At 73.3% G+C, this 26,921-nt stretch carries 30 protein-coding genes; 13 read left to right on the top strand and 17 right to left on the bottom strand.

What is annotated here, in order from left to right:
- Positions 1–57: 57 nt before the first annotated feature.
- From PED38_RS07395 to PED38_RS07380, 4 genes are all read right to left on the bottom strand, one after another.
- Positions 58–672 (bottom strand): RES family NAD+ phosphorylase, encoded by a 615-nt coding sequence (locus tag PED38_RS07395; RefSeq protein ID WP_270980604.1) that lies wholly within the window; start codon positions 670–672, stop codon positions 58–60.
- A 2-nt stretch (positions 673–674) separates the two neighbouring features.
- Positions 675–1,286 (bottom strand): hypothetical protein, encoded by a 612-nt coding sequence (locus PED38_RS07390; RefSeq protein WP_131798090.1) that lies wholly within the window; start codon positions 1,284–1,286, stop codon positions 675–677.
- Positions 1,287–1,406: 120 nt separating this feature from the next.
- Complete coding sequence (locus tag PED38_RS07385) at positions 1,407–2,531, bottom strand: epoxide hydrolase family protein (protein WP_270980602.1); 1,125 nt, start codon at positions 2,529–2,531, stop codon at positions 1,407–1,409.
- A gap of 89 nt (positions 2,532–2,620) precedes the next feature.
- Positions 2,621–3,553: a MerR family transcriptional regulator gene (locus PED38_RS07380; protein ID WP_270980601.1), complete on the bottom strand. Its 933-nt coding sequence runs from the start codon at positions 3,551–3,553 to the stop codon at positions 2,621–2,623.
- 284 nt (positions 3,554–3,837) lie between these two features.
- On the opposite strand from PED38_RS07380, the gene PED38_RS07375 reads away from it, so the two are divergent.
- Positions 3,838–4,794: a manganese catalase family protein gene (locus PED38_RS07375; RefSeq protein WP_270980600.1), complete on the top strand. Its 957-nt coding sequence runs from the start codon at positions 3,838–3,840 to the stop codon at positions 4,792–4,794.
- A 79-nt stretch (positions 4,795–4,873) separates the two neighbouring features.
- Here PED38_RS07375 and PED38_RS07370 read toward each other — a convergent pair whose 3' ends face one another.
- Positions 4,874–5,710: an alpha/beta hydrolase gene (locus tag PED38_RS07370; RefSeq protein ID WP_131798089.1), complete on the bottom strand. Its 837-nt coding sequence runs from the start codon at positions 5,708–5,710 to the stop codon at positions 4,874–4,876.
- Positions 5,711–5,953: 243 nt separating this feature from the next.
- Between PED38_RS07370 and PED38_RS07365 the strand changes: the two genes are divergently transcribed.
- From PED38_RS07365 to PED38_RS07355, 3 genes are all read left to right on the top strand, one after another.
- On the top strand, positions 5,954–7,258 hold the full coding sequence (locus PED38_RS07365; RefSeq protein WP_270980598.1) for a hypothetical protein: 1,305 nt from the start codon (positions 5,954–5,956) through the stop codon (positions 7,256–7,258).
- A 32-nt stretch (positions 7,259–7,290) separates the two neighbouring features.
- Positions 7,291–7,695, top strand: coding sequence for a LysM peptidoglycan-binding domain-containing protein (locus PED38_RS07360; protein WP_131798087.1), 405 nt, complete (start codon positions 7,291–7,293; stop codon positions 7,693–7,695).
- A gap of 91 nt (positions 7,696–7,786) precedes the next feature.
- Positions 7,787–10,225, top strand: coding sequence for a phosphoketolase family protein (locus tag PED38_RS07355; protein WP_270980597.1), 2,439 nt, complete (start codon positions 7,787–7,789; stop codon positions 10,223–10,225).
- 24 nt (positions 10,226–10,249) lie between these two features.
- On the opposite strand, the gene PED38_RS07350 is transcribed toward PED38_RS07355, so the two are convergent.
- The gene (locus PED38_RS07350) at positions 10,250–10,474 is read right to left on the bottom strand and encodes a VOC family protein (protein ID WP_270980596.1); all 225 of its coding nucleotides are present in this window, start codon (positions 10,472–10,474) and stop codon (positions 10,250–10,252) included.
- Positions 10,475–10,649: 175 nt separating this feature from the next.
- On the opposite strand from PED38_RS07350, the gene PED38_RS07345 reads away from it, so the two are divergent.
- Complete coding sequence (locus PED38_RS07345) at positions 10,650–11,312, top strand: pentapeptide repeat-containing protein (protein ID WP_270980594.1); 663 nt, start codon at positions 10,650–10,652, stop codon at positions 11,310–11,312.
- A gap of 5 nt (positions 11,313–11,317) precedes the next feature.
- Here the strand turns inward: PED38_RS07345 and PED38_RS07340 are convergent, their stop codons facing one another.
- The 3 genes from PED38_RS07340 to PED38_RS07330 are packed head-to-tail and all read right to left on the bottom strand — an operon-like array spanning position 11,318 to position 13,205.
- The gene (locus tag PED38_RS07340) at positions 11,318–11,839 is read right to left on the bottom strand and encodes a GNAT family N-acetyltransferase (protein ID WP_063070385.1); all 522 of its coding nucleotides are present in this window, start codon (positions 11,837–11,839) and stop codon (positions 11,318–11,320) included.
- Positions 11,840–11,871: 32 nt separating this feature from the next.
- Positions 11,872–12,675 (bottom strand): alpha/beta hydrolase, encoded by an 804-nt coding sequence (locus PED38_RS07335; RefSeq protein ID WP_063070384.1) that lies wholly within the window; start codon positions 12,673–12,675, stop codon positions 11,872–11,874.
- Complete coding sequence (locus PED38_RS07330; RefSeq protein ID WP_063070383.1) at positions 12,675–13,205, bottom strand: phenolic acid decarboxylase; 531 nt, start codon at positions 13,203–13,205, stop codon at positions 12,675–12,677. The genes PED38_RS07335 and PED38_RS07330 overlap by 1 nt, the downstream gene beginning before the upstream one ends.
- Positions 13,206–13,268: 63 nt before the next feature.
- On the opposite strand from PED38_RS07330, the gene PED38_RS07325 reads away from it, so the two are divergent.
- The gene (locus PED38_RS07325) at positions 13,269–13,763 is read left to right on the top strand and encodes a MarR family winged helix-turn-helix transcriptional regulator (protein ID WP_063070382.1); all 495 of its coding nucleotides are present in this window, start codon (positions 13,269–13,271) and stop codon (positions 13,761–13,763) included.
- A 27-nt stretch (positions 13,764–13,790) separates the two neighbouring features.
- Here the strand turns inward: PED38_RS07325 and PED38_RS07320 are convergent, their stop codons facing one another.
- Complete coding sequence (locus tag PED38_RS07320; protein WP_270980589.1) at positions 13,791–14,393, bottom strand: MarR family winged helix-turn-helix transcriptional regulator; 603 nt, start codon at positions 14,391–14,393, stop codon at positions 13,791–13,793.
- Positions 14,390–16,159 carry an MDR family MFS transporter gene (locus tag PED38_RS07315; RefSeq protein WP_270980587.1) on the bottom strand — a complete coding sequence of 590 codons (1,770 nt, stop codon included), beginning with the start codon at positions 16,157–16,159 and terminating at the stop codon, positions 14,390–14,392. The genes PED38_RS07320 and PED38_RS07315 overlap by 4 nt, the downstream gene beginning before the upstream one ends.
- A 138-nt stretch (positions 16,160–16,297) precedes the next feature.
- Between PED38_RS07315 and PED38_RS07310 the strand changes: the two genes are divergently transcribed.
- Positions 16,298–16,657, top strand: coding sequence for a VOC family protein (locus tag PED38_RS07310; RefSeq protein WP_270980585.1), 360 nt, complete (start codon positions 16,298–16,300; stop codon positions 16,655–16,657).
- Positions 16,658–16,670: 13 nt separating this feature from the next.
- Here the strand turns inward: PED38_RS07310 and PED38_RS07305 are convergent, their stop codons facing one another.
- The 6 genes from PED38_RS07305 to PED38_RS07280 all read right to left on the bottom strand — a co-directional run bounded on the left by PED38_RS07305 (position 16,671) and on the right by PED38_RS07280 (position 21,403).
- The gene (locus tag PED38_RS07305) at positions 16,671–16,976 is read right to left on the bottom strand and encodes a DUF1905 domain-containing protein (RefSeq protein WP_081234759.1); all 306 of its coding nucleotides are present in this window, start codon (positions 16,974–16,976) and stop codon (positions 16,671–16,673) included.
- 20 nt (positions 16,977–16,996) lie between these two features.
- Positions 16,997–17,515, bottom strand: a complete 519-nt coding sequence (locus tag PED38_RS07300; protein WP_270980582.1) for an AAA family ATPase — start codon at positions 17,513–17,515, stop codon at positions 16,997–16,999.
- A gap of 112 nt (positions 17,516–17,627) precedes the next feature.
- Entirely contained in the window at positions 17,628–18,530 is a 903-nt protein-coding gene (locus PED38_RS07295; RefSeq protein ID WP_270980580.1) for a hypothetical protein, read from the bottom strand.
- 122 nt (positions 18,531–18,652) lie between these two features.
- Entirely contained in the window at positions 18,653–19,282 is a 630-nt protein-coding gene (locus PED38_RS07290; RefSeq protein WP_270980578.1) for an SDR family oxidoreductase, read from the bottom strand.
- Positions 19,279–20,700 (bottom strand): DUF6421 family protein, encoded by a 1,422-nt coding sequence (locus tag PED38_RS07285; protein ID WP_270980577.1) that lies wholly within the window; start codon positions 20,698–20,700, stop codon positions 19,279–19,281. The genes PED38_RS07290 and PED38_RS07285 overlap by 4 nt, the downstream gene beginning before the upstream one ends.
- A gap of 136 nt (positions 20,701–20,836) precedes the next feature.
- The gene (locus PED38_RS07280) at positions 20,837–21,403 is read right to left on the bottom strand and encodes a GNAT family N-acetyltransferase (RefSeq protein WP_270980575.1); all 567 of its coding nucleotides are present in this window, start codon (positions 21,401–21,403) and stop codon (positions 20,837–20,839) included.
- A 115-nt stretch (positions 21,404–21,518) separates the two neighbouring features.
- Between PED38_RS07280 and PED38_RS07275 the strand changes: the two genes are divergently transcribed.
- From PED38_RS07275 to PED38_RS07250, 6 genes are all read left to right on the top strand, one after another.
- Positions 21,519–22,736 (top strand): inorganic phosphate transporter, encoded by a 1,218-nt coding sequence (locus PED38_RS07275; RefSeq protein WP_063070400.1) that lies wholly within the window; start codon positions 21,519–21,521, stop codon positions 22,734–22,736.
- Between the two features lie 11 nt (positions 22,737–22,747).
- Positions 22,748–23,053 (top strand): hypothetical protein, encoded by a 306-nt coding sequence (locus tag PED38_RS07270; protein ID WP_063070374.1) that lies wholly within the window; start codon positions 22,748–22,750, stop codon positions 23,051–23,053.
- 2 nt (positions 23,054–23,055) lie between these two features.
- Positions 23,056–23,745 (top strand): DUF3349 domain-containing protein, encoded by a 690-nt coding sequence (locus tag PED38_RS07265; RefSeq protein WP_270980572.1) that lies wholly within the window; start codon positions 23,056–23,058, stop codon positions 23,743–23,745.
- Between the two features lie 47 nt (positions 23,746–23,792).
- A complete protein-coding gene (locus PED38_RS07260) occupies positions 23,793–24,452 on the top strand; it encodes a TetR/AcrR family transcriptional regulator (RefSeq protein WP_270980571.1) in 660 nt (219 codons plus the stop codon).
- Positions 24,449–26,152 (top strand): MDR family MFS transporter, encoded by a 1,704-nt coding sequence (locus PED38_RS07255; protein WP_270980570.1) that lies wholly within the window; start codon positions 24,449–24,451, stop codon positions 26,150–26,152. The genes PED38_RS07260 and PED38_RS07255 overlap by 4 nt, the downstream gene beginning before the upstream one ends.
- Before the next feature lie 184 nt (positions 26,153–26,336).
- Entirely contained in the window at positions 26,337–26,780 is a 444-nt protein-coding gene (locus PED38_RS07250) for an SRPBCC family protein (protein ID WP_270980569.1), read from the top strand.
- Positions 26,781–26,921: the final 141 nt, after the last annotated feature.

Here is a 26,921-nt window from a genome sequence, read left to right as displayed (position 1 = left end):
GCCCACGGCGGGCGCCCCGCATCCCGGGGCGTCCCGCCTTCGTGCGTGAGCAGTGCGTCAGGCGAGGCGCAGCACGGTGACGCCGAGCGGGCGGCACATCTCGTAGAGCCGCGCGAAGCCGTCGGGGTCGTCGAACCACCAGCGGTAGGCCGGGTCGGGCTCGAGGTCGCGGGTGCCCACGCGGTCGCCGAAGAGCACCATGGCCCGTCGTCCGGCTGCCTGTCGCGACGGATAGGCCAGCCCGTCGAACCCCGCGGCGTGGGATGCCTCCGCCCATGCGACGGTCTGCGTGTAGTCCGCGGCGTCGGTCGCGCAGACCGAGGCCGCACGGACGCGGAGCGCTCGGGGTCCTCCGCCCACGAGCGACGCGAGGCGGAGGTCCCGCGTCGCGATCAGGCGAGAGCAGCGGCGGCCCGCGAGATCCCGGCCGCCGACGACGCCGCCGGAGAGCGGGACGTCGTGGAGGATCGTCTCGCATATCGCGACGTCCTCGGTGTCGCCGGCGTACAGCACCGGGACGACCGGGTCGCCGAAGAACGCGAACCGGGTCGGCGCCCCCGCTCCGGGGTTGAACTCCGCCGGTCCGAACCGGTCGGAGTGGATCCGGTGGATGCGCGACCCGGCAGCGACGACCTCGGGGATCGCGGTGAACGGCGTCGGCGGTGCGGGCACGCTCACCAGACGACGGCCCAGGCGCGCGCGGCGGCGTCGACGACCAGCTCGACGTCATCGAGGTGGTCCACCGGCCGTCGCGCGTCCCCGCGGAGGTAGGTGGTCGGGCGGCAGAGCCAGGCCACCACGTCCCGCGACTCCAGCCCGTTCTCCCGTCCGAGCGAGATGAGCCGGGGGACCACCGGCCGGATGGCCTCCGCGTGGAACTGGAAGCCCGGGTAGACGTACCTGTTCGTGCGTCGGAGTCCGAGGATCCTGCCCGCTGTCCGCAACTCGCTGGCGTAGGCGCGGTTCGGTCGCGCACCGAGCGCCGCCGATACGTCGACGCTCGAGAGGAACCCGAACTCCGCCTCGATGCTCCGCCAGAAGCGCTCGGTGTCGTTGAGGCTGCTGACGACTCCCGTCGGGAGCTGCTCGGCCTGCCGGGACAGGGCCTCGGACAGGGCGGCGGTCTCCGCATAGATGGCGGTCTGCCGGGCGATGAAGCGCTCGAAGTCCTCCGGCGCATCCGTCGTGACCGAGCGGATGTAGGCGCCGAGCGCGCGGCGCTGGTCGGCGCTCAGGGCGGCCAATGCGGGGATCGGCTGATCCTGCGGTGAATGCGCGTGGGACATGGGGGCTCCGATCTTGACGCGGGAAGTCTATCGTCAGGAACGTCGCGCCGGTCGAGGGAATGGGGATCCGGTCTCCGCGAGCAGCTGCCCCACGCGCAGGACGCGGGCGGCGGGTGGCCCCTACCGCAGCATCCGCAGGAACGCGCGGATGTCGTCCGCCAGCAGCCCCGGCTCCTCGTGCGGGGCGAAGTGGCCGCCGCGCGGCATGGTCGTGTGGCGGACGACGTCGTAGGTGCGCGCGGCCCAGCTCCGCGGCGGGTGCACCAGGTCATGCGGGAACACCGCGACCGCGGTCGGGACGCGCACGCGCTCCACCGGCGCGGTGCGTCCGGAGCCGTACGCGAAGTACGGGCGGAGCGACGCGCCGATGGATCCCGTGAACCAGTAGAGCGACGCGAGCGTCAGCAGGTGGTCGTCGCTGAAGCGCGTGGAGACGTCGCCGCCGCAGTCGCTCCAGGCGCGGTGCTTCTCGAGGATCCACGACAGCAACCCGACGGGCGAGTCCTGCAGCGCGGGCGCGAGCGTCAGCGGACGTGTCTGCTGCTGGTGCTCGTAGCCGCCCTCGGTCGACTCCCACGCGCGCACCTCGTCCTGGTACGCGCGCTCCTCCTCCGTGAGCGTCGCCTCGTCGAGGTCCGCGGGCGCGGCGACCGCCATCAGGTGGATCCCCGCCACCGCCTCCGGGTGCGCCTCCGCCAGCCGCGACGTGATCCCCGCGCCGAGGTCGCCGCCGTGCGCCGCGTACCGCGCGAAGCCCAGCTCCTCCGTCATCAGCCGGTGCCAGAGCTCGTGCGTCGGCTCGTCGATCCGCGGCCGGGCCGGCGAGAACGGGAAGCCGGGGAGCGCGGGGACGATCACGGTGACGGCGTCGTCTGCGTCGCCGCCGGAGCGGGACGGCTGCGACAGCCGCTCGGCGAGCGGCACCAGCTCGAGCGCGGAGCTCGGCCAGCCGTTGGTGAGGAGCACCGGGATCCCGCCGGGCCGCTCCGCGTCGAAGCGGAGGTAGGAGATCGGCGTGCCGTCGAGGTCGGCGACCGCCCACGGCAGCGCCCGGATCTCCCGCTCTCGCGCCCGCCAGTCGAAGCCGTCGGCCCAGACGCCCGCGAGGCGGCGCAGCAGGGCCTGGTCGGTGCCGGCCTCCCACGGCTCGACCGGCCACTCCGGTGTCCAGCGCGTGCGGCGGATCCGGTCGCGGAGGTCGTCGAGGTCGGCGTCGGTGACGTGCAGGGGGATCGGGGTGGTCATGGTCGCTCCTCACGTGCGGGCGGATGGCGGGTGGGGCCATCCTCCTCCCGGGTCGACGGCGCCGACCACGCGCGCCGCGCGCTCGGCCCCTACGCGTCGGCCCAGTCGGGCATGCTCAGCTCGACGACCAGCTCCATGCAGCGGAGGCGGGCGGGGGACAGGTCGTAGGGCATCCGCGTGAGGGCCTGCGCCGCGGTCAGGGAGCCGTGCCCGCGCGAGGGACCGGCGCCGGGCTCGTCCTCGCTGCCGTCGGAGCCGTCGGGGTGCAGCCGCTCCCACTCGGCGAAGAGGGCCTCGTCGTCCTCGTGCTGGCCCGACTCGCGGATGGCCGCGTCCAGCGCGCGCTCGAACGCGTGCCGCTCGGCGGCGACCTGGGCGACGCGGGGATCGTCCACCGCGACCGCGTCGTCGAGCGCCTCCTCGGCAGCGTCGACCCGGTCGGCCTGCGCGCGCAGCTCCGGGCGGGTGGCGAGGGCGATCGCCCGCGAGGCGTGCACGGCCGCGCCCAGCGGACCGTACATGCGCTCCATCACCAGGAGGGCGTCGAGGTCGGCCGGGCGCACGGATCCGGCGGGCAGGCCGTCGAGCCGCCGCGCGACGAAGTCGGAGAGGAGCCCGAGCCGGCTGCCGCGGGCGCGCATGCGCTGCACGGCGAGGCGCTGTCGGCCGATCTCCGCCTCGCGCTCGGCGAGCGAGGCGTCCAGCCGCTCCAGCATCGCGTCGGTGGCGGGGCGCGCGTCCGCCTCCGCGTCGCCGGATCGCGCACCGGCGTCCGTCGGCCCCGTGTCGAGGAACGCGTCGCGGATGTCGGCCAGGGCGATCCCGGCGTCGACGGTGCGCAGGACCCACAGCAGCCGCATCATGTCGTCGTGCCCGTAGCGCCGGCGGTCGTCGGCGCCGCGCTCGGGCTCCGGCAGCAGGCCGATGCGGTGGTAGTGGCGGATCGCCCGCGGGGTCGTGCCGGCGAACGCGGCGGCGTCGCCGATCTTGACCGAGCGGGGCGGGGTGGGGGACGGGTGCATGGACGGGCCTTCCTCGTCGTGGCGTGTGACCCCACTGGACCACATGACGCCGCGTCACCTGCAAGCCCGGCCGTCGGATCGCAGGCCGGTCGGATCGCCTGCTGCGACGCACGTCCCGTCCGAGGGCGGATCCGCGCGGCCCCGGGCGCGACGCCCGTCGGCCCCCTCCCTCGGCCTCGCCCGTCCGACCCTGGGAACGACCTCCGTGCTGCCGGTCGCTCCTCGACGCCCGGAGCAGGGTGAAGGGGACGGCGATTCCGCCGCACGAAGAAATAGGAGCCCCTATGTACTTCCACGCACAGACCTGGATCAACGAGATCGCCGACGGCGAGCCCGACCCCGCCGCCGCCAACGCGCTGCAGGAGGGCCTCGGCGGCCAGTTCGGCGAGATGCGCACGATGATGCAGTACCTCTTCCAGGCCATGAACTTCCGCGGGGCGGCGGCGAAGCCGTACCGCGACCTGATCCAGGGCGTCGGCACCGAGGAGATCAGCCACGTCGAGCTCATCGGCACGACCATCTCGCGCCTGCTCGACGGCGCGCCCGAGTACAGCGGCAAGCTCACCGACCCGCTCGACACCCCGGGCCAGGGCGGCGCGACGCCGCTGAGCATCGCGCTCGACCACGGCAACATCCACCACCACCTCGTGGGCGCCCAGGGCGCGCTGCCCGTCGACTCCGCCGGCAACCCGTGGAGCGGCAGCTACGTCTACAACTCGGGCAACCTCCCGCTCGACCTGCTCTACAACGTCATGCTCGAGTCGACCGGCCGCCTGCAGAAGTGCCGCATCTACGAGATGACCGACAATCCCGTCGCCCGTGCCACCGTCGCGTACCTCATCGTGCGCGACCAGGCGCACGAGAACGCGTACGCGAAGGCGCTCGAGACGCTCGGCGTCGACTGGGGCAAGCTGCTGCCGATCCCGAAGACCAACGCGGAGCAGTTCCCCGAGGTCAAGAAGCTGGTCGACCTGGGGCTCCAGAGCAAGCAGTACAGCTTCGACCTCGACGGCAAGAGCGAGGCCGGCCGGATCTTCCAGGGCGCATCACCCTCGAACGACGGCACCGACCTCACCGCCACCGAGCAGGCGCCCGCGGGCGTCCCGTCGACCATCGCGCCCGAGCGGCTCGAGGAGTTCGCGCCGGGCCTCGACAAGGACCTGATGGCGCTGATCCAGGAGACGGCCGAGCGCGAGCTCGCCGACATCGAGGCGTTCTACGGGCCGACGAAGACGGCCTGACCCGCCCTTCCGGGCATGACGACGGCGCCGTCTCCTCGCGGAGGCGGCGCCGTCGTAGCGCGCGAGCGAGCGGGGCGTGTCAGCCGCAGTAGCTCATCGAGGCGCTGATCGGGCCGGTGGCCGCGGGCGCCGGGCAGATGTTCGCGGCCGCCGACTCGTCGTCGTTCAAGTAGCGGTCGAGGAACGTCGTGACGGCCGTGCGGATGGTGTCGTTCGGGGTCCGCTCGCCGCCGGCGTGCCCGACTCCCCGGAGCTCGAGGTACTGCTTGGGCGTGGCGCCCGGGAGTGACCGGTACATGCGCTTGCCCATGAGGAACGGGAATGCCACGTGGTCGGACTGGCCGGTGATGATGAGGGACGGCGTGGTGACCTTCGTGTAGTTGACGCGCACGTCGAAGGGCATCAGGGCGATCACGGCCTTCAGCGTGTGGCGGGCCTCGGCCGCGGCGAGCACGCCGCCGCCCGCCATGGAGTAGCCGAGCTCGGCGACGCGGGCGGGGTCGACCTCGTCGGCGACGGCGCTGGAGCCGGTGAGGTAGTCGGCGGCGGCGAGCATCTCGTTCGCGCGGGCCTGCGGCGGATCCTGCGTGTCGTTCGTGTCGATGGTGAAGACCACGAAGCCGGCGGCGGCGAGGTCGGTGCCGTACCAGCGCATGTCGGCCTGCGTGTCGCTGTAGCCCGGCGTGACGACGACGGCGCCGAGCTTCGTGCCGGCGTCCACCTTCGGGGCGAAGATCGTGCCGCCGCCGAAGCCGGAGACGTCGTTGCGGGGGACGGTGATCTCGTTGACGGTCCCGCCGCCCGCGGCGTGGGCGGTGACGGGGCCGGCCAGCGCCACGGCGCAGGAGAACGCCAGGATGAAGGCGCTGGTGATGGCGGTGGAGCGGGTGCGGCGTCGGGGGAGCAGGGGGGTCATGGTGCCTCCGGGCATCTCAGGCGTCCGCGCGGTCCATCCGGTCGGATCGGGGAGACCATAGGGGGATGCGGGCGACGGGCGGGCGGATCCTCCTCAGCGGGCACGCCGTGCCCGGGGCTGGGGAGAATCGCCGCCGCTCCTCGGCCGTTCCCTGCGCTCGTCGGCGCGCGCCATCCTCCCGGGGCATGCCGGTGGTGCCTCCGGCGGATGCCGGCGCGCGACCGCGCTCCGTACGGTGAGGGCATGGGGATGAGGATGCGGGCACGGCGGCGGACGGCATCCGCGCTCGCGGCGGTCCTGATCCTCGCCTCGGCGCTGAGCGGGTGCTCGTGGCTGTACCCGGATCCGCCCGAGGCCGCGGTGTCGTCCATGGAGGAGCTGCGCGTGCGGCTGGCCGCCGTCGACGGGATCGCGAATGTGACGACGCGCCTGATCCCGGGCGGCGAGGGGTTCGTGACGGACGAGTGGACCGCGGAGGTCGACGCGACCGCCGACACCCCGGATCCGGCCGTCGCCGTCGCCGTCCGCGCCGCCCTCGCCGACGGGATCACGGGGGCGGATCTGGTGCTGTCGCTCGCGCTGCCCGCGGGGGACGGGAAGGCGCCCGTCACGCTCGACCCGCGGGATCCGGTGTCCGTCGACCTCGCGGAGGTGTGGCGACGGATCCCGGTCGTCGCCTCCGTGGACGTCACGGGCGGCCACCCGTACGTCGAGCTCCGGGAGGGCACGACGATGCGGGCGGCGGCGGACCTCCTCCGGCCGTCCCTCGGCCCGGGCGAGATGCGGATCCGGCGCGGCACGACGAGCGCCGACGTCTCGGCCACCGCACCCGCGCCTGGCGTCCTCGATCTGCTGGATCGGATCGACGCGCGGCCGGACGTCTCCGAGCTGTCCGCGACGCTGGGGTCTGCGGCGAGCCGCGGCGGGGTATTCGTGGAGTCCGAGGATCCCGCGGGCGTGGCCGCGGTGCTCGCCGCGACGCCCGACGAGGCGGCGGACGCGGGCGCGGCGCCGAGGCTGGACTTCCTGGTGCGCGCCCCGTACTCCGCGGGCCGGGACACGGGCCCGAGCGCGGATCTCACGGGCTGGCTCGGCCTCCCGCTCGGGTCGCCCGAGCCCGACGACCTCCCGGACCCGTACGTGACCTCGACCCCGGCCGCCCCGGCGACGCCCGCGCCGCCGTACGACCTCGTCGACGTCAGCGAACAGGAGGCGGGGGTGCGCGCCTTCCTCGAGGCCGCGGCCGCCACCACGGGCGTGCCCGCCGAGGTGACCACGGTCGCGACGCAGTGCGAGGACGGCGCCGAGGGGACGCAGGCGACCGGCAGCGTGCTCATCCCGATCTTCACCGCGATGGACGAGCCGCAGCCCCCGTTCGACGCGATCACGAGGTCGTGGACGGACGCCGGGTTCGTCCCCGCCGGCCGCGCGATGGGCCGCGACTACTGGACGGCGGGCGACGGGCGCGCCGACGGGGTCGCCTCGGCGAGCATCCGCGGCGCCTCCGACGGCCTCCACCTCTCGGCCGAGTCGGTCTGCGTACGGTGACCGGCGCCCCCGCGACCGCTAGCCTCGCGATCATGACGCATCGTCCGCTCCTCGCCGCCGCCCTCCTCGCGGCGGCGGCGATCGCCCTCGGCGGGTGCACGTCCACGGATGACGCACCGGCGCCGGCCGCGACCGTGTCGGCGAGCGCCGACGCATCCCCGGCGACGCGCACACCCGAGGCACCCGAGCCCGTCGTGCCGACCGACGGCGGCCCGCGCTCCCAGGCGCAGGGCGAGATCGCCTCCGTGGTGGGCGGGCTGACCTACTACACGCCCGCACCCGGCGACACGATGACCGGCGTCGCCGCCCGCTTCGGCCTCTGCGTCGCCGACCTGCAGGCGGCGAACGCGGGGAACTCGGAGATCCTCGCGGGCGAGGAGATGGTGGTCGCCCGCACCACGGCCACGCCGCTCGACGACCGCGCCTGCCTCGGCTGACGGACCGACGGACCACCGCCCGCCCCTGCGTGCCCGCTGATCGGATCCGCCTCACCCGGGTCACCGGCGGACCACCGCCGTAGGCTGATGCATGGCCTCCGACACCGCACCCCGAGACCCCGCCGCGCCCCTCTACCTCGACGTCGTGGACGGCTGGTGGCGCGCCGCCAACTACCTCTCCGTCGGCCAGATCTACCTGCTCGACGACCCGCTGCTCGAGCGTCCGCTCACGCGCGACGACATCAAGCCGCGCCTGCTCGGGCACTGGGGAACGACGCCGCTGCTCAACTTCGTCTACGCGCACCTCAACCGCGTGATCATCGAGCGCGATCTCGACATGATCTACATCGCCGGTCCCGGCCACGGCGGCCCCGGGATGGTCGCGAACGCGTACCTCGACGGCACGTACTCGGAGCTGTTCTCGGCCGCGACGCCGGACCGGGCCGGCATGCGGCACCTGTTCCGCCAGTTCTCGTTCCCCGGCGGGGTGCCGTCGCACGCGGCGCCGGAGACGCCCGGGTCCATCAACGAGGGCGGCGAGCTCGGCTACTCGCTCGTGCACGCGTACGGCGCGGCGCTCGACGATCCGGACCTCGTGGTCGCCTGCGTGATCGGCGACGGCGAGGCGGAGACCGCGACGCTCGCCTCCAGCTGGCACCTGAACAAGTTCCTCGACCCAGAGTCGGACGGCGCGGTGCTGCCGATCCTCAACCTCAACGGCTGGAAGATCGCGAACCCCGCGGTGCTCGCGCGCATCCCCGAGGAGGAGCTGCTGGCGCTCTTCACCGGTTACGGCTACTCCCCGCGGATCGTCTCGGGCGGCTTCGACGGCGAGGACCACTTCGCGGTGCACGAGCGGTTCGCGCTCGCGCTCGGCGAGGCGCTCGACGACATCAGCCGGATCCAGCTCGCGGCCCGCACGGGCGGCAGCGAGGAGCGCCCGGCGTGGCCGATGCTCATCCTCCGCACGCCCAAGGGCTGGACCGGGCCGAAGGAGGTCGACGGCGAGCAGGTCGAGGGCACGTGGCGCGCGCACCAGGTGCCGCTCTCCGGCGTCCGCGACGACCCGGACCACCTGCGCCAGCTGCAGGAGTGGCTCGAGAGCTACCGCCCGCACGAGCTCTTCGACCGCGACGGCCGGCCGACGCCCGCGCTCCAGCCGAACCGGCCCGAGGGCGACCGGCGGATGAGCGCGAACCCGCACGCGAACGGCGGCCTGCTGCGCCGCGACCTCGCGCTGCCGCCGCTCGAGGTCAACGCCGTCGACCTCAGCGAGGGGCGCGGCGCGCTCGCCGAGCCGACGCGCGTGCTCGGCGGCTGGCTCCGCGACGTGATCGCCCGCAACCCGCTCGACTTCCGGATCTTCGGCCCCGACGAGACCGCCAGCAACCGGCTCGACGACGTCTACGAGGTGACGGCGAAGGCGTGGCAGGGCGAGGTGACCCCCGCGGACGAGCACCTCGCGCACCAGGGCCGGGTCATCGAGATCCTCAACGAGAACCTCACGCAGGGGCTGCTGGAGGCGTACCTCCTCACCGGCCGGCACGGGCTCTTCACCTCGTACGAGGCGTTCATCCACGTGGTCGACTCGATGTTCAACCAGTACGCGAAGTGGCTCGAGTCGAGCTCGAAGGTGGAGTGGCGGCGGCCGGTGGCGTCGTTCACGTACCTGCTCTCCTCGCACGTGTGGCGGCAGGACCACAACGGCTTCTCGCATCAGGACCCCGGCTTCCTCGACCACGTCGTGAACAAGCGGGCGTCCATCGTGCGCGTCTACCTGCCGTTCGACGCGAACTCGCTGCTCGTGACCATGGACCACTGCCTCCGCGGCACCGACCTCATCAACGTCGTGATCGCGGGCAAGCAGCCGACCGCGACGCTGCTGTCGCTCGAGGAGGCGCGGGCGCACGGCGAGCGCGGCGTGGGCGTCTGGGAGTGGGCCGGCACCGAGGTGCCGGGGCTCGAGCCCGACGTGGTCGTCGCGTGCGCGGGCGACATCCCGACCGTGGAGGCGATGGCGGCCGTGCAGATCCTCAAGCGGGAGATCCCGCAGCTGCGCGTGCGGTTCATCAACGTGGTGGACCTGATGCGGCTGCAGGACTCCACGCAGCACCCGCACGGCCTCGACGACGGCTCGTTCGACGCGCTGTTCACGCGCGACAAGCCCGTGGTGTTCGCGTTCCACGGCTACCCGTCGCTCATCCACCGCCTCACGTACAAGCGCGCGAACCACGCGAACATCCACGTGCGCGGCTTCGTGGAGCAGGGCGGCACGACCACGCCGTTCGACATGCTGATGCTCAACGACCTCGACCGGTTCCGGCTCGTGATGGACGTGATCCGCCGGGTGCCGCACCTCGAGACCGCCTACGCGGCGCTGTCGCAGCGGATGGACGACGAGCGGATCGCGCACCGGGTCCACACGCGGCAGTTCGGCGAGGACATGGCCGACGTGTCGGGTGCGGAGGGGCTGCCGTTCGCGGATCCGTCGCGGCAGACGGCGATCGACACCGGCGACGACAACGCGTAGCGCGGCGTCGGGCCGCGACCTCCGCTAGTCGGCGGTCGCGGAGGTCGCGTCCGTCGCGTCGCCGTCCGCCGTGCCCGGCCCGTGGTCGAACAGGCCGATCGCGTTGCCCTCGCTGTCCCGCACGTAGGCCCAGCGGTCGCGCTCGTCGAGCATCTGGATGGCGCCCAGCACGGATCCGCCGTGCGCCTCGACCTGCGCGACCGTCTCCTCGATGGAGCCGACCGTGATCACGATGGTGGGGTGCGGCACGTCCGCGCCATGTCGTCGGCGGGGATCTCGAAGTGCTCGACAGCGACCATGCACCGATGATCCTGCGGCTGGGGAAATGGCGTCAAGGGGCGATCGCGGGGGTCTCCCGTACCGTGGGGCGAGGCCCGCCGACGGCGCGCCCGCACCCGAATCGACCCGCCCCCGGAGGCACCGCATGGCCGCATCGACCCGCATCCTCCCGCCCCGGATCAGCGACCCGCGGTTGGACGGCCTCGCCGACGGCGACCCGTCCGACCTCGACGCGCACGCGTCCTTCGAGCGCCTGCGCTTCGCCGACGCCGACCTGAGCGACGCCGACCTCGTCGACATCGGGTTCGAGGAGTGCGTGCTCGAGCGCATCCGCCTGCACGAGGCCGACCTCACGGCCGCGAGCCTCGTGGACGTGCTCGCCTCCCGGCTCGACGCGCCCGTGCTGAAGGCGCCGCGCATCCGGATGCGCGACGTGCGCCTCGAGGGCTCGCGCGTCGGATCGGCCGAGCTCTACGACGCGTCCCTCTCCTCGGTGCACATCGCGGACTGCCGCCTCGGCTTCGTGAACCTGCGCGGCTCCAAGATCACCGACCTGCTCCTCACCGACTGCGCCATCGAGGAGCTGGACCTCCGCGGCACGTCCGGCATGCGCGTCGCGTTCGCGCGCACCACCATCGGCACGCTCGACCTCGCCGACTCGTCGCTCACGCACCTCGACCTCCGCGGCGCCGAGATCCACGACCTCGACACCCCCGACGGCCTCCGCGGCGCCGTGCTCGACTCGACCCAGCTCATGGCGCTCGGCCCCGTGTTCGCGCGGCACTTCCGCGTGCGCGTGGAGGACTGAGGCGGTCAGCCCGCCGGCGGGATCCGCAGCTTGAAGCCCAGGTGCGACCGGGCGTACCCGAGCCGCTCGTAGAAGCGGTGCGCGTCGACGCGCACCGCGTCGGAGGTGAGCTGCACGAGGGTCGCGCCGAGGGCGGGCGCGGCGACGTCCGCGACCCAGCGCATCATCGCGCCGCCGATGCCGGAGGAGCGCAGGTCGCTCCGCACGTGCACGGACTCGACCTGGAGGCGGGAGCTGCCGCGGCGGGACATGCCCGGGATCAGGGTGAGCTGCAGCGTGCCGACGAGGGCGCCCTCCGCGTCGGTCGCGACCAGCAGGTCGTTCGCGGGGTCGGCGACGATGCGGTCGAGCGCCGCGCGGTAGAGGTCCGCGTCGGCGGGATCCGCCCGGTCGCCTCGTGCGGCGCCCACCGGGTCGTCGGCCATCAGGTCCATGACGGGCGCGAGGTCGGCGGCCGTCGCGCGGCGGAGGGTGACCCCGTCCACGCGAGCCGGGAGGGGGACGGGGAGGAGGAGGGGTGCGAGCACGCCCCCATCCTCCCCGATGCGCGCCGGGCGCGTCAGGCCGATGCCGGGCGGGCCTGCCCCGACGCCCGCGCCACGTGCGCGAGCAGCCGCTCGATGAGCATCCGGCGGAGGTCCACCGACGACCAGCCGTGATCCGCGCCCTCCACGGCCGTGAAGGTCGCGTCCGGCATCAGCTCGCCGTACCGGGCGCCGTACGCGGCGGGCACGACCTCGTCGGCCGTGCCGTGCACCACGTCGACCGGGCCCGGATAGCCGGACACCGGGCCGTAGACGTCGACGCCCGCGAGCACCTCGTCCGGGAAGCCCAGGCCGAGGCCCATGCCCTGGACGTCGACGACGCCGCGCTCGCGGGCCGCGGCCAGCGGCACGCTCATCACGCGGTCGTTCGCCGTGATGTCGTCGACGACCACGCCGGCCGGCGACCACAGCGTGAGGCTCGCGACGAGCTCCGGGACGCGGGCCGCGGCCAGCGCGGACTCGACGCCGCCGAGGCTGTGGGCGACCACGTGCACGGGCCCGTCCACGTCCTCGGCGAGGGCGCGGATCATGGCGGTCACCTGGTCGACCTCGTCGAGCAGGCGCACGTCGGCGAAGTCGCCGTCGCTCACGCCGTGCCCGAGCCGGTCGTAGGCGCGCGCCGCCGTGCCGGACGCGGCCAGCGCCCGGGCGACGGGGACCCAGAGGCCGTGGCCGCCGGTGCCCGAGTCGCCGAAGCCGTGCACGAGCAGCGCGGCGGGCGCGCCGGGACGCACGGTGCCGTGCTCCCAGCCGCGGATCGTGTGCCCTCCGTGGTCGAGGGCGAGCGGGGTGACGCGCGGCGCTCCGGCCGCTGCCATCAGTTCCGCCGGTCGGCGAAGCCGGCCGGGAGGTCGCCGGGGGCGGTGTCGACGACGGTCTCGTCGTCGGCGCCCACGAACTCGTCGAGGGTGATGTGCGCGAACTCCGGCACCACGTAGATCGGGTACGTGGGGCCCTCGTCGCGGAACGCGCGCATCTGCTCGAGGTGGTCGTTCTGGAAGAGCACGGTCTTGGAGCCGTCCTCCTCCACCCAGCGCGGGAAGAAGATCGTGCCGTGCAGCACGCGCGCGGCGGGGATGATGTTGACGACGACGCTGGTGCCGGTGGGCTCGTTCCACGACACCTTGAAGACGCCGTCGGCGAGGGCGACGAGGTCGACCGTCTGGTCCTTGACCCAGCGGCCGCCGACCATCCCGGAGTGGATCCGGTAGTCGATGGTCGTGGCGTTCTTCACGTACATCTCGTACTGCCAGCCGTTGGCGTACGTGTAGATGAGGCGGTGTCCGACGAGGGGGCTGAGGTCCTGAGCGGGCACGGGGTGCTCGACGCTCGTGGTGATGTTGTCCATGCCGCCGATCCTGACACCGGAATGCGTTTGTCACAAGCGCATCTACCTGGGTATCCTCGGTGCATGCCAGCCGACGCGTCCGACCAGGAGCTGCGGGCCGTCGCCCGGCGCCTCGGCTCCGAGCTCGGGCCGTTCCGCCGCCGCCTCATGAACGCCTCCCGGAGCGCCGCCGACCTGCCCGACCTCCCCGACGCGCAGGTCGAGGTCCTCCGCCGGCTCGAGGCGATCGGCTGGGCCACGCCCACCGGCCTCGGCCGCGCGCTCGGGCTCGCGCGCTCCACCGTCAGCAACCTGGTGCTCGCCATGGAGCGCGACGGCCTCGTCGACCGGCGGCTCGTGAAGGGCGACGGCCGCAGCACCGAGGTGGGGCTCACGGATCGCGCGCGGGATCTGCTCCGCGCCTTCGACCGCTCCGCCGAGGGCGTGCTCGTGGGCGCCCTGCGTCGGCTCACGGCCGAGGAGCGACGCGCCATCGCCCGCGCGCTGCCGGCGATGGAAGCCCTGCACGCGGCGATCGGCGGCGCGCCCGCGTCGGCGCCGGCACCTGCCGCGTCGTGATCCTCCGAGCGGTCGCGCCGCTCGGTCTCAGGCCGCGTGCACGGGCGCGCGCGGGGCCTCGGCCGCGGGAGCGGCGCCGGGGGCGTCCGCCTCGCAGCCGACCGCACCGGTCGCGGGCCCGGAGTCGGCCTCGGCCGCCACGTTGAGCCGCGCGAGGTAGCCGGCGAATGCCTCCAGGTCGGAGCGCTCCCACCGGCCGAGCACGCGGACGAGGCGGCTGCCCTGCGCGTCGTCGGCGTCGATCCCGGTGCGGCCGGCGTTCGTGAGCGCGAGCACGCGCACCCGGCCGTCCTGCGCGTCGGCCCCGACCTCCACCAGCCCCAGGTCCTGGAGCTGGCGGAGCTGCCGGCTGACCACGCTGCGGTCGACGCCGAGCTGGTCGGCGACGGCGCTGGCGTGGGCGCTGCCGCAGCGGCGGATCACGCGGAGCATCTTGTAGCCGATGGGCGGGAGCTCCGGGTGGATCGCGGCGGCGGCCTCCCGGGTCGTGGCGCGGATCCGCGCGGCCAGGGCCGTCATCTGCTCCTCGACCTCGGCGATGCCCGCCGCGATCCCGTCCCCGGAGCCGCCAGCGACGTCGGAGCCTCCGCCGGATGCCCCGTCCGCGACGGGGCGGTCGTCATCGGTCATCGGCGGGCGTCGACCCCGGCGTCCTCGTGCTCGGGCAGTCGGATGGATCCGGTCGGGTTCGCCTCGCCGGCCGGCGTCAGCGCGACGGCCCCGGCGGAGGCGGCGATGAGCGCGTCCTCGGCGTCCACGCGGCGCACGTCCTTCGCCGCCTTCTCGTTCTTCATCTGCACGGCGTTCTTGCTGCCGAGCTGCGCGTTGGGCAGGAAGATCACCGCGATGAGCGACACGATCGCGAGCGGCACGCTGTAGAGGAACACGTCGCCGATGCCGACGCCGTACGCGCTCTCGACCACGGTGCGGACCGCGGGGCTGAGCTGCGACACCTGCGGGATGACGCCCGAGCCGAGCGCCTGCGCGGCGGCGGCCTGGTCGGCGGGGGCGAGTCCCATGATCCCGGCGGTGATCTCCGACGCGACGATCGTGCCGAGCACCGAGCCGAGCACCGAGACGCCGACCGTGCCGCCGAGGCTGCGGAAGAACGTGACCGCGCTGGTGGCGACGCCGAGGTTCTTGACCTCGATGGCGTTCTGCACGACGAGCACGAGGTTCTGCATGAGCATGCCGAGGCCCGCGCCGAGCACGAACATGTAGATGCCCACGAGCAGGAAGTCGGTGTCGTAGCGGAGCGTCGACAGCAGCGCCGTGCCGGCGACGATGAGGACGGCGCCCGAGATCATGATCGTCTTCCACTTGCCGCGGCGGCTGATCAGGCTGCCGAACACGGTCGAGGAGATGAGCAGGCCCGCCATGAGCGGGATCGTGAGGAGGCCCGACTGGGTCGGCGTGGCGCCGCGCGACAGCTGCATGTACTGCGCGAGGAAGACCGAGGTGCCGAACAGCGAGATGCCGACCGCGAGGCTCGCGACGACCGAGAGCGTGAAGGTGCGGTTGCGGAACATCGTGAGCGGGATGATCGGCTCGGCGACCTTGAGCTCGGTGACGACCGCGGCGATCAGGAGCACGACCGCGCCGCCCACCATGAGGTACGAGGTGCCCGAGGCCCACTCGAACTGCTTGCCGGCCTGGGAGACCCAGATGAGCAGGAGCGAGACGCCGCTCGCGATGAAGACCGCGCCGAGGTAGTCGACGTGCACCTTGCGCTTCGGGTGCGCGGGGAGATGCAGGGTGACCTGCAGCAGGATGATGGCGATGATGGCGATCGGCAGCGCGATGAAGAAGTTCCAGCGCCAGCCGATCGCGTCCGTCACGACGCCGCCGAGGAGCGGGCCGCCGACGGTGCCGACGGCCATGACGGCGCCGAAGAGGCCGGCGTAGCGGCCGCGGTCACGCGGGCTGATGATGTCGGCCATGATGATCTGGCTGAGCGCGGCGAGGCCGCCGGCGCCGAGGCCCTGGAGCACGCGGAAGACGATGAGCGTCTCCGTGTTCTGCGAGAAGCCGGCGAGCGCGGAGCCCAGCACGAAGGTGCCGAGGGCGAGCTGGATGAGCAGCTTGCGGTTGAAGAGGTCAGCGAACTTGCCCCAGAGCGGCGTGCTCACGGTGGTGGCGAGGAGCGTCGCGGTGACGACCCAGGTGTAGCCGGACTGGTCGCCCTTGAGGTCGCTGATGATGATCGGCAGCGAGGTGGAGACGACGGTGCCGGCGAGGATCGAGACGAACATGCCGAGCAGGAGGCCCGAGAGGGACTCGAGGACCTGGCGCTTCGACATGGATCCGTCGGCGGAGACGGTGCGGCGTGGGGCCTTCGCGGGTGCCGCGTCGGTGTGGTGCTGGGACATGTTCCTCCGGTAGTTGACTGCAAGCAACCATATGACTGTGGTGGACAGTTGTCAACCATCTCGGTTCCCGGGGATCGCCGCGGCCGGCGGCCGCATCCCCGCCCCCGGAGTAGGCAGGAGGGGAGAGCCGGTCGACCGACCGGTCTCGATGCGAGGAGGAATCCCATGGTCGATTCGGTGGCGACGGTCTGGCTGCCCGTGCAGGACATGACGCGCGCGGTGGCGTTCTACCGCGACACGCTCGGGCTCACGGTCACGAGCGAGGACGACGACTGGAGCGAGATCGACGCGGACGGCCTGATGATCGGGCTCAACGCGCGCGAGGAGACGAGCGGGTCGACGAGCGGCGGCGCGGTCATCTCGTTCACGCCCGAGGGGTCCATCGAGGACGAGCTCGAGCGGATCCGCGCCCGCGGCGCCGAGATCACGGGCGAGATCAGCGACCACGAGTGGGGGCGCATCCTCCCGTTCCAGGACAGCGAGGGCAACGACCTCCAGCTCTACACGCCGCCGACCGGCGGCTAGCGGAGGTCGCCGCTCACGGCAGCGGCTCGAGGTCGACGTGCACGTCGTCGCCGACCTCGAGCCCCTGACGGTCGCGGACCTGCCGCTTGACGGGGAGCACCCAGGTGCCGTCGCCCTGCGGGAAGACCGAGGTGCGCCAGGTGGTGGTGCCGACGCGGACCCGCACGGGGACGGATCCGAACCCGCGGCGGCCTGCCTGCCCCAGCTCCCGCAGCATCGGCGTCAGCTCCGCGGGCAGGGACACGAACGTCCACAGCTCCCGCCGCGCCTCCCACGCCCACAGCGGCGCAGTGAAGGCGAGCGGCAGGTCGTCGGTCATGCCCTCGACCCTACGGGCGCTCACCACCGCAGGCCCTCGGCGATGAGCGCGGCGGCCTCGGCGGGCGAGCGCGTGGTCGTGTCGACCTCCGTGCCCCCGAGGTCGGCCGCTTCCAGGATGGTCGCGAGCTCCGGCGCGCGGGCCGCATGCCAGGCGCGCGCGTCCGCATCGCCGTCGTGCCGGGCGTCGAGGCGGGCGCTCACGATCCGCGGATCCGCGGTGAGGTGCACGAGGAGCGGCTCCCGGGACCCGAGCGCCTCCGTGTAGCGCGGCAGGTCGGCGGCCCGCTCGACCACGGCGGCCACGATCACGACGCGGGCCCCGGCGTCACGGAAGTTGCGCGACAGGTCACGCAGGTTGCGGAGCTCGAGCTCCCGGTGGAACGGGTCGTCGGTCGGCGACGGACGGAGCAGGCGCACGGCGTCCGCGTCGACCATCGCGTGCGGCACACCGCGCTCGCCGAGGAGCGCGCCGAGAGCGTGCATCGTCGACGTCTTGCCGGATCCGACCGTGCCGGTGAGGATCACGGCGTCGGTCATGCCTCGACCCTACGGGCGGGCGTCGTCGTGCGCGCCCGTCCCCCTGAAGGGGTCATCCGCGGTCGCGAGGATCGCGATCCCGACGGCGATGACCACGAGGCCGCGGGCCGCGTCAGCGGCTGACCGTGAGCAGGTCGCACTCCAGCGGCTCGGACGCCTCCGCGATCAGCTCGAACGTCGCGGCACCCGCCCGGATCGTGAGGGTCGACATGCCCCGCCAGCGCGGGTGCGGCTCCGAGGTCGTCGAGGTGATGGCGTGGCGGAGGATCCGCAGCCGGTCGATCGAGAGGGTCGCCGTCCGGCGGCGCAGCACCGCGTCGCGGCGCGAGACGATCAGCAGCTCGCGCGGCGTGCACGCGGCCAGAGCTCCGGCGAGGCTCATCGGGCGGAGCCGCTGGAGCGCGCCGACCAGGCCCGTCGCGGTCGTCCGCAGCGGCGTGCGCGGCCGCGAGGAGAGGTACCGCAGCTGCGGATCCCGCGCCGTGAGGTCGTCGTACGCGGAGGCGATGCCCGCCTCGTCCGTGCCCATGTCGATGCGCGGGGCCACCCGCTCGGCCCGCCCGGGCGCGTGGACGGGGACGCCCCCCGCCGCCCCCGCGAGGCCCACGAGGAGCTCGGTGAGGTCGACGACCACGTCCGCCGACGCTCCGTTGAACGGGATCTCCAGGGCGGTGCCGTCGATCGTGTGCAGCGTGAGCAGGCCGTCGAGGAGGTCGACGCGGTCGCGCACGGCCACGACGTCGGCGTAGGGGATGCGGCGGGCGACGAACGTGGGTCCGCGTCGCGAGAGCACCTCGAGCTCGCGGTCGCCGACCACGATGAGGTGCTCGTAGAGGTCCATCGTCGGATCGGTGTCGCGGCGCGCGATGTCGCGCGGCACCTTGAGCACGAGACGGGCCGTGAACGGGTCGGCGCCGTGCGGGCGGAACAGGCGCGGGACCTGGTCGAGGGTGCGGACGGTGTCGATCCACGGGCCGAAGGCGTCGTGCTCGGCGGTTCTGGCGGGCGGGGTCACGGAGCGACGCTATACCGGCGACGGGCTCGGATCGAGGACGGGGGCGGGCCTCGTGCCGAGCCCGGACGTGTGCTACGCGGCGGATGCGGTGGACCGCCGCCGGAGCCGGCGGCGAGCCCCGGTCAGCCCTCGATCAGATCGCGCTCGGGCGGCACCGAGGTCCACAGCCCGACCACGCGACGGGCGAGCGCGCGCTCGAGGCCGCCGAGCGCCTTGACCAGGAAGATCGTCGTGCGGGCGGGGGAGCCCGCCTTCGAGAAGCCGCGGTCGACCGCGCGCACCCACGTCTCAGCGGCGATCTTCGCGGTCGAGTAGTTGGCGCCGCCGGGGTACGGGCGCTGCACGGCGGTGGAGGAGACGATCGCGAGGCGGCCGGCGTCGGACGCCTGCAGGTCGGCGTCGAACGCGCGCGTCGTGTTGCGGAGCGTCGTGACGAGCCGCTCGTGCAGGAAGTCCCAGTCGTCGTCGGTCTGGCCTTCGAGGCCGTTGCCGCCGCGCCAGCCGCCGACCAGGTGGATCAGCCCGTCGACGCCGCCGAGGTCCGCGCGGATCCGCGCCGCCAGCTCCACGACGGCCGCGTGGTCGGCGAGGTCGCACACCTCGCGACGCGACGCGTCCACGCCGTCGAGCCGGCCGGCGTCCGAGCCGACCGCGACGACGCGCGCACCCGCCGCCGTCAGCTCGGCGCAGACCGCCCGGCCCGCTGCGCTCGACGCGCCGGCGACCACGACCACGCGGCCGTCGACGCTCATGCGGCCTGCCCCGTGATGCCGGCGGTGGAGCCGATCACGTCGCGCATCTTCTTCTCCAGCGCCTCGAAGAACATGCTGAGCGGGAACTCGTCGTCGAGCACGAGATCCGTCAGGCCCTTGGGCGGCCCGTCGAGCGGCAGCGCGTCCGGCCCCTTCGCCCACGTGGACGCGGGGTGCGGCGTGACCGTCTCGGTGACCATCGCGTAGGCGGCCAGCCAGTGCGCGGTCTTCGGCCGGTCGATGGAGCGCCAGTAGAGGTCGTTGACCCGGTCGGCGAGCGCGACGACCACGTCGGCCACCTCGTCCCAGTCGATCGTGAGGCGCGTGTCCGTCCAGTGCAGCACGTGGTGCTGGTGCAGCCAGGCGAACAGCAGCTGGCCGCCGAGGCCGTCGTAGTTGCGGACGCGGGATCCGGTGATGGCGAAGCGGAAGATGCGGTCGAAGATCACCGCGTGCTGCACCATGCCGGCGCGCTCCAGCAGGGCGTCGTCGGCGGCGGTGCGCTCTTCGGGATCCGTCGCCGCGAGCCGGCGCTGGATGCGCACGGCCTCGCGGAACGCGGTGAGGTCGCAGCGGAGCTCCTCGATCGAGTAGAGGAAGAAGGGCATCCGCTGCTTGATCATGAACGGATCGAACGGCAGGTCGCCGCGCATGTGCGTGCGGTCGTGGATCAGGTCCCACATCACGAAGGTCTCCTCCGCGAGCCGCTGGTCCTCCAGCAGGCGACGGGCGTCGTCCGGCAGCTCCAGCTTCGTGACCTCGGCGGCGTGGCGCACCACGCGGCGGAAGCGGGCGGCCTCGCGGTCGGCGAAGATCGCGCCCCATGTGAAGGTCGGCACCTCGCGCATGGCGACGGTCTCCGGGAACAGCACGGCCGAGTTGGTGTCGTAGCCGGGCGTGAAGTCGACGAACCGGATGGGGACGAAGAGCGCGTTGCCGTAGTCGCCCACCTCCAACTCGGCGACGAACTCGGGCCAGACCACCTCGATGAGCACGGCCTCGACGAGCCGGCTCGCGCTGCCGTTCTGCGTGGTCATCGGGAACACGACGAAGTGCCGGATGCCGTCGACGCGGTCCCGCTGCGGCTGGAACGCGGTGAGCGAGTCGAGGAAGTCGGGCACGCCGAGGCCGGCGTCGACCCAGCGCGCGAAGTCCACGTCGAGAGCCGCGAGGTACGCGGCGTCGTGCGGGAAGAGCGGGGCGAGCGCGCGGATCCCGTCGCGGATGGTCGTGATCAGGCGGGTCGCCTCCGCGTGGTGCGCCGCGTCGGGGACCGACCCGTCCTTGACCTGCATCGGCTGGAGCGCGACGGCGGCGTCCTTGAGGGCGAGCCAGGCGGGGGAGGAGGCGACGGAGCGCACGTCCTCCACGACCTCGGGCTCGCCGATGACGGCTGCGGGGGCTGCGGCGCTGGACATGGATCGACCTCCGATCGTGCGGGTGCGTGCGGTGCCTCCACCGTATCCGCGGGGTGGGCGTCAGATCGTGTCCCGCTAGCGGGTTCCGCGCGTGGATCCCGGCGCCCGCGCAGCATCCGTGCGCGGGCGCGGGGGCCTACGCCTCATCGTCCACCGGCACCGGCGTCGTGGTCCCCGTCTCGTGGTCGCGCCGCAGCATCGCGTAGCCGACGGACGCGCGCGGCTCGCCGCCCGCGACGGGCCAGCCGTCGCGGTAGTGCGCCTCCTTCACGAAGCCCGCGCGCACGAGCACCCGGCGCATCGCCCGGTTGTCGTCGCGGGTCTGCGCCTCGAACCGGGTGACGTGCGGGTACGAGCCGAACACGTGCGAGGTCAGCGCGCGCACCACGGGCACGCCGAGGCCCCGGCCGCGCCAGGGCTCCGCGAGGCGCAGGTCGAACAGCACGCCCGGGTCCTCGAGGTCGTCGAGCACGACGAGGCCCACGCGGCCGGATCCCTCGACCTCCACCCACAGCGCCGCGTGCTCGGGCCCGGCGAAGTCGCCGTCGGCGATGCGCGCGTCGACCTCCGCGGCCGTCGGTGCCGACCGCATGTGGAACGGGAACGCGTTCGACGTGAGGAACTCCCGGAGAGCCGCGCGGTCCTGGTCGACGTCGACCGGGACCAGCGCGACGGTCGGGGATGCGGGTGGGGTGTCGGACATGGGGTCCTTCCGGGTGGTCCGAGCGACGCGCTTCTCCACAGCCGCGGGTGAACAGCGGGTGAACCCGAGGGCCCCCCGTAGAGGGGACGCCCGGGCAGGGCGCATGCTCGTCGCCGTGGATCCCTTCATTCTCCTCGTGCTCGTCGTCATCACGGCGCTCGCCTTCGACTTCACCAACGGCTTCCACGACACGGCGAACGCGATGGCCACGTCCATCGCGACCGGCGCGTTGAAGCCCAAGGTCGCGGTCACGCTCTCCGCCGTGCTCAACCTGGTGGGCGCCTTCCTCAGCATCGAGGTCGCGCTCACGGTCACGAACGCGGTGGTCAAGATCCAGGACAAGACAGGGGCGCCCGACCCGGCGCTGCTGGAGGGCGGCGGATCCGCGCTCCTCCTCATCGTGCTGGCCGGCCTCATCGGCGGCATCGTCTGGAACCTCCTCACCTGGCTCCTCGGCCTGCCGTCCAGCTCGTCGCACGCGCTGTTCGGCGGCCTCATCGGATCCACGCTCGCGGGTCTCGGCGTCAACGGCGTCAACTGGGCCGGCGACGGATCGAAGCTCGACGGCGTGGTCGGCAAGGTCATCCTCCCGGCGCTCATGTCGCCGCTCCTCGCCGGCGCCGTGGCCGCGATAGGCACCTGGCTGGTGTTCCGGATCATCGGGAACCTCGCAGGCCGTGGGCTCGACCGCACCTTCCGCATCGGCCAGATCGGCAGCGCCTCGCTCGTCTCGCTCGCGCACGGCACGAACGACGCGCAGAAGACGATGGGCGTCATCACGCTCGCGCTCATCGCGGCCGGCGGCTGGACCGACACCTCCTCCGTGCCGTTCTGGGTGAAGATCAGCTGCGCGCTCGCCATCTCGCTCGGCACCTACATCGGCGGCTGGCGCATCATCCGCACGGTCGGCAAGGGCCTCGTGGAGATCGACACCCACCAGGGCATGGCGGCCGAGAGCTCGTCGGCCGCGGTCATCCTCGCGTCCAGCCACCTCGGCTTCGCGCTCTCCACCACGCACGTGGCCACCGGATCCATCCTCGGCTCCGGCCTCGGTCGCCCGGGCGCGCAGGTGCGCTGGAAGGTGGCGCTGCGCATGGTCGTGGCGTGGATCATCACCCTCCCGGCCGCGGCCCTCGTCGGCGCGGTCATGTGGTGGCTCGGCCACCTCATCGGCGGCGCCGCGGGCGGCATCGCGATGACGATCGTGCTCCTCGCCGTCGCCATCACGGTCTACGTGCGCTCCCGCAAGGACGACGTGGGCGCCCACAACGTCAACGACGAGTGGTCGGACGACGCGCCCGCCCGCCCCGCCACCCAGCCCGCCGACGCCTGAAGGGCCACGCCATGCTCCCCCTCTTCCTCTCCGCCGTCGGCCAGGTCGCCGTGGTCGCCGTCCTCCTCGGCGCGGGCCTGCCCGCCCTCTTCGCGCTCGGGGTCCGCTCCTTCGCGCTCGCCAGCCCCGACACGAGCGGCCGGGCGACCGGATCCGGTCCCGGCCTCCCGGCGCCGCTCCTGCAGCTCGTCGGCGCGGTCTGCTACGCCGTCGTGGTCCTCGCCGTGGTCGCGGGCCTCACGCTCATCATCGCGACGGGCCTCGGCCAGACCGTGAGCTTCGAGCACGTCATCCCGACCTTCACCTCGAAGGGCTGACCATGACCACCAGCGCATCGACGGAGGACGGGCCCGCCGAGGGCCCCGCCCCCGAGCGCGGCATCGTCCAGCGCGTGGTCGGCTGGCTCCGCGCGGGCTACCCGTCGGGCGTGCCCGACCAGGACTACGTGCCGCTGCTCGGGATCCTCCGCCGCAGCCTCACCGCCGAGGAGCTCGAGCAGGTGGTGGACCAGCTCGTCGACGACGCGACCGCGGCCGACGCGGCGGGCGAGGAGATCGGCCGCCGTCAGCTCCGCGAGCGCGTCGAGGAGCTGCTCCTCGGGCCGGCGATGCCGGAGGACCTCGTGCGCGTCTCGGCCCGTCTCGCCGCGGCGGGCTGGCCGCTCGGATCGCCCGACGACCTCCACGAGCCGGACAGCGCCGACGCGCGTGCGACCGAGCGCACGGGTCTCGTCTCGCGCATCGTCGCGTGGCTGCGCGCCGGATACCCAGCCGGGCTCCCCGAGCAGGACTTCGTGCCGCTGCTCGCCCTGCTGCGCCGGCGGCTCAGCGACGAGGAGGTGCAGGAGGTGAGCGCCCGGCTCGCCTCGGAGGGCGGGCTGCCCGCCAGCCGCCTCGACGTGGCCGACGCCATCGCGGGCGTCACCTCGGAGATGCCGTCCGACGAGGACGTCGAGCGCGTCCGCGCGTACCTCGAGGCGCACGGCTGGCCGGAGGGCTTCCGCATCTGAGCCCGACGGGGATCCGCCACTTGCACTGAGCACCAGATGGTGCAAACATGCACTCCGTGACTGATGGTGCAACAGGACTACGGGAGCGACGCCGGGCGGAGACCTCGGCCACGCTCACGACCCTGGCCCGTCGCCTCACCGCCGAGCACGGCCTCGCCGGCTTCACGGTCGAGGAGCTGTGCGAGCGGGCGGGCGTCGCGCGCCGCACCTTCTTCAACTACTTCGCCTCCAAGGAGGACGCGGTGTTCGGGCGTCCCGCGCGCCTCGACACCGCCGACCTCGAGGAGGCCTTCGTGGCCGCGGGGAAGCCGTCCCGCGCCACCTCGCCCGACCTCCTCGCCGACCTCGCCGACCTCTGCCTCCAGCGGTGGGCCCGCCTCGACACCGACGGCACCTCCATGAAGGACATGCACGCCGCCTTCCGCCGGGAGCCCGGCCTGCTCGTCCGCGCGCTCGACGCGTCCATCGAGGACGAGGCGAGCGACGTGCGCCTCGTCGAGCGCCGCGAGGGCCTGCCGGAGGGCGATCTCCGCGCATCCGTGGTGGTGCAGGTCATGGCCGCGCTCGGCCGGGCGAGCGCGCGCGAGTTCCTCGCCCCCGGCAACGCCGATCCCATGCCGACCATCCTGCGGCGGCGCCTCGACGCCCTCCGCGAGATCGCGCACCCCACGACCGTGACCACCCGCCAGCACGAACGGACCCCATGACCGCCACCGCCCCCGCGCCCCTCCTCCTCACGCAGCGGCGCATCTGGATCATCTTCTCGGCGCTCATCGCCGGCATGCTGCTGTCGAGCCTCGACCAGACCATCGTCTCCACCGCGATGCCGACCATCGTCGGCGAGCTCGGCGGCGTCGACCACCAGGTCTGGATCACCACGGCGTACCTGCTCGCCACCACGATCGTGATGCCCATCTACGGCAAGTTCGGCGACGTGCTCGGGCGGCGGAACCTGTTCCTCGCGGCCATCGCGATCTTCACGCTCGCGTCGGTCGGCTGCGCGTTCGCGGGCGACTTCTGGTCGTTCGTGGTGTTCCGCGCGGCCCAGGGCCTCGGCGGCGGCGGGCTCATGATCCTGTCGCAGTCGATCATCGCCGACATCGTCCCGGCCAACCAGCGCGGCAAGTACCTCGGCCCGCTCGGCGGCATCTTCGGTCTCTCGGCCGTCGGCGGCCCGCTGCTCGGCGGCTTCTTCGTCGACCACCTCACGTGGCAGTGGGCGTTCTACATCAACATCCCGGTGGGGATCGCGGCGTTCGCCATCGCGTTCGTCACGCTGACGCTGCCGAGCAAGCGGGCCACGAAGAAGGTGGACTGGGCGGGCGTGCTGTTCCTGTCCGCCGCCACGACGTGCCTCATCTTCTTCACCGACTTCGGCGGCGACAAGGCCTACGGCTGGGGCTCGCTCGCGACCTGGGCCTGGGGGATCGGGCTCGTCGTGGCTGCGTCGCTGTTCGTGTTCACGGAGGCGCGCGCCGACGACCCCATCATCCCGCTCAGCCTCTTCCGCAACCCCGTCTTCGTGAACGCGACGGCCATCGGCCTGGCGCTCGGCATCGGGATGTTCGCGGCGATCGGCTTCGTGCCCACGTTCCTGCAGATGTCCACCGGCACCTCGGCGGCGGTCTCGGGCCTCCTGCTCCTGCCGATGATGGTGGGCCTCATCGGCATGTCGATCACCTCGGGCATCCTGATCACCCGCACGGGCCGGTACCGGATCTTCCCGATCGTCGGCACGCTGCTCACGATGCTGGCGCTCGTGCTGATGACCTCGCTCACCGCCCAGACCCCGGTGTGGCTGATCTGCGTGTTCCTCTTCATCTTCGGGCTGGGGCTCGGCCTGATCATGCAGGTGGTCGTGCTCGTGGTGCAGAACGCGGTGCCCGCCGCGCAGATCGGCACGGCGACCAGCACGAACAACTACTTCCGCGAGGTGGGCGCGGCGCTCGGCACGGCCGTGTTCGGCACGCTGTTCACGACGCGCCTCACCGAGAACCTCACGGGCGTGTTCGCCGGCGCGGGCGCGGCCCCGGGTGATGCGGCGGCCTCGGCCAGCAGCATCGACCCGCAGGCGCTGAACGGGCTGCCCGACGCGGTGCGCGACGGGATCGTGGACGCGTACGCCGACGCGCTGGCGCCGGTGTTCTGGTACCTCGTGCCGTTCATCGCGATCGCGTTCGTGCTCTCGCTGCTGCTGAAGCAGATCCCGCTGTCGGACGTCGCCGGGCTCGTCGCCCGCGGCGAGGCGGTGGGCGGCGAGGAGGCCGAGCGGCTCGAGGCGGAGCAGCGGGCCGGGGCGCGCCCGGGTGCGCGCCCGGAGCAGGCGGCCGGGCCGGATGCGACGGACGACGCGTCGCGGATCGCGGTGCCGTCGAGCGACGCGCGGGACAGCCGCTCCGAGCGCTGACGGTTCGTCCGCGCGGTCGCTCGTCGCTGCGGGGTCGCCTGTCGCTACGGCCGCCTGTCGCTGCGGTCGCCCGTCACCGCGGTCGCCCGTTGACACGGGCGCGAGCGGGTGGTCGACTCGCGGCAGGGCCGTCGTCCCACGAGCGGCGGCCCGTCCCCGTCCCGACGAGCCGCCGGAGGTCGCCGTGAGCGAGCCCATCGTCATCACCCGCACGTTCGCCGCCTCACGGGAGCGCGTCTTCGACGCGTGGACCACGCCGGCCGACTTCGCCGCCTGGTTCGGCACCGCGGAGGTCGACGTGCCGCTCGACACCCTGCGCATGGACGTGCGCGTCGGCGGCGCCTGGAGCGCGGTGATGCGCCTCCCCGACGGCGGATCCATCGACTGGGTGGGCGAGTACGTCGAGCTCGACCGGCCGACACGCCTCGCGATGACGATGACCGACCAGCCGGATGCGCCCGCCGGCCCGCCGCTCACCGTCGACCTCGAGGAGGTCGCGGGCGGCGCCACGCGCATGACCATGACGCAGACCGCGGGCGAGTTCACGCCCGAGCAGCGCGAGATGACGATCCAGGGCTGGGGCGCGTTCCTCGATGTGATGGAGGGGCTGGTCACGCCGACGGCCTGACGCCCCCCATCGGGAGGGCGGCGTTCGTGCGCCGCCTCCTCGTGCTGTAGTCAGCTTGGAACACACGAATTCCACCTGGTAGGTGTCACGCGTGCGTTCCACGCGCCCTGTGGGACACTTGCGTTACATCGGCAGGGGAGG

The sequence above is a fragment of the Clavibacter sp. CT19 genome (assembly GCF_027858075.1).
Lineage (GTDB): Bacteria > Actinomycetota > Actinomycetes > Actinomycetales > Microbacteriaceae > Clavibacter > Clavibacter tessellarius_A.
Note: the sequence above shows the minus strand (reverse complement) of the source record. Positions and strands in the feature narration are given on the sequence as shown.

Coding starts and splice junctions, on each gene's coding strand:
- PED38_RS07390 (WP_131798090.1), bottom strand. CDS start 1,286: ATGTCCCACGCGCATTCACCGCAGGATCAGCCGATCCCCGCATTGGCC.
- PED38_RS07385 (WP_270980602.1), bottom strand. CDS start 2,531: ATGACCACCCCGATCCCCCTGCACGTCACCGACGCCGACCTCGACGAC.
- PED38_RS07380 (WP_270980601.1), bottom strand. CDS start 3,553: ATGCACCCGTCCCCCACCCCGCCCCGCTCGGTCAAGATCGGCGACGCC.
- PED38_RS07375 (WP_270980600.1), top strand. CDS start 3,838: ATGTACTTCCACGCACAGACCTGGATCAACGAGATCGCCGACGGCGAG.
- PED38_RS07370 (WP_131798089.1), bottom strand. CDS start 5,710: ATGACCCCCCTGCTCCCCCGACGCCGCACCCGCTCCACCGCCATCACC.
- PED38_RS07365 (WP_270980598.1), top strand. CDS start 5,954: ATGGGGATGAGGATGCGGGCACGGCGGCGGACGGCATCCGCGCTCGCG.
- PED38_RS07360 (WP_131798087.1), top strand. CDS start 7,291: ATGACGCATCGTCCGCTCCTCGCCGCCGCCCTCCTCGCGGCGGCGGCG.
- PED38_RS07355 (WP_270980597.1), top strand. CDS start 7,787: ATGGCCTCCGACACCGCACCCCGAGACCCCGCCGCGCCCCTCTACCTC.
- PED38_RS07345 (WP_270980594.1), top strand. CDS start 10,650: ATGGCCGCATCGACCCGCATCCTCCCGCCCCGGATCAGCGACCCGCGG.
- PED38_RS07335 (WP_063070384.1), bottom strand. CDS start 12,675: ATGGCAGCGGCCGGAGCGCCGCGCGTCACCCCGCTCGCCCTCGACCAC.
- PED38_RS07330 (WP_063070383.1), bottom strand. CDS start 13,205: ATGGACAACATCACCACGAGCGTCGAGCACCCCGTGCCCGCTCAGGAC.
- PED38_RS07325 (WP_063070382.1), top strand. CDS start 13,269: ATGCCAGCCGACGCGTCCGACCAGGAGCTGCGGGCCGTCGCCCGGCGC.
- PED38_RS07320 (WP_270980589.1), bottom strand. CDS start 14,393: ATGACCGATGACGACCGCCCCGTCGCGGACGGGGCATCCGGCGGAGGC.
- PED38_RS07310 (WP_270980585.1), top strand. CDS start 16,298: ATGGTCGATTCGGTGGCGACGGTCTGGCTGCCCGTGCAGGACATGACG.
- PED38_RS07305 (WP_081234759.1), bottom strand. CDS start 16,976: ATGACCGACGACCTGCCGCTCGCCTTCACTGCGCCGCTGTGGGCGTGG.
- PED38_RS07300 (WP_270980582.1), bottom strand. CDS start 17,515: ATGACCGACGCCGTGATCCTCACCGGCACGGTCGGATCCGGCAAGACG.
- PED38_RS07290 (WP_270980578.1), bottom strand. CDS start 19,282: ATGAGCGTCGACGGCCGCGTGGTCGTGGTCGCCGGCGCGTCGAGCGCA.
- PED38_RS07285 (WP_270980577.1), bottom strand. CDS start 20,700: ATGTCCAGCGCCGCAGCCCCCGCAGCCGTCATCGGCGAGCCCGAGGTC.
- PED38_RS07280 (WP_270980575.1), bottom strand. CDS start 21,403: ATGTCCGACACCCCACCCGCATCCCCGACCGTCGCGCTGGTCCCGGTC.
- PED38_RS07270 (WP_063070374.1), top strand. CDS start 22,748: ATGCTCCCCCTCTTCCTCTCCGCCGTCGGCCAGGTCGCCGTGGTCGCC.
- PED38_RS07265 (WP_270980572.1), top strand. CDS start 23,056: ATGACCACCAGCGCATCGACGGAGGACGGGCCCGCCGAGGGCCCCGCC.
- PED38_RS07260 (WP_270980571.1), top strand. CDS start 23,793: ATGCACTCCGTGACTGATGGTGCAACAGGACTACGGGAGCGACGCCGG.
- PED38_RS07255 (WP_270980570.1), top strand. CDS start 24,449: ATGACCGCCACCGCCCCCGCGCCCCTCCTCCTCACGCAGCGGCGCATC.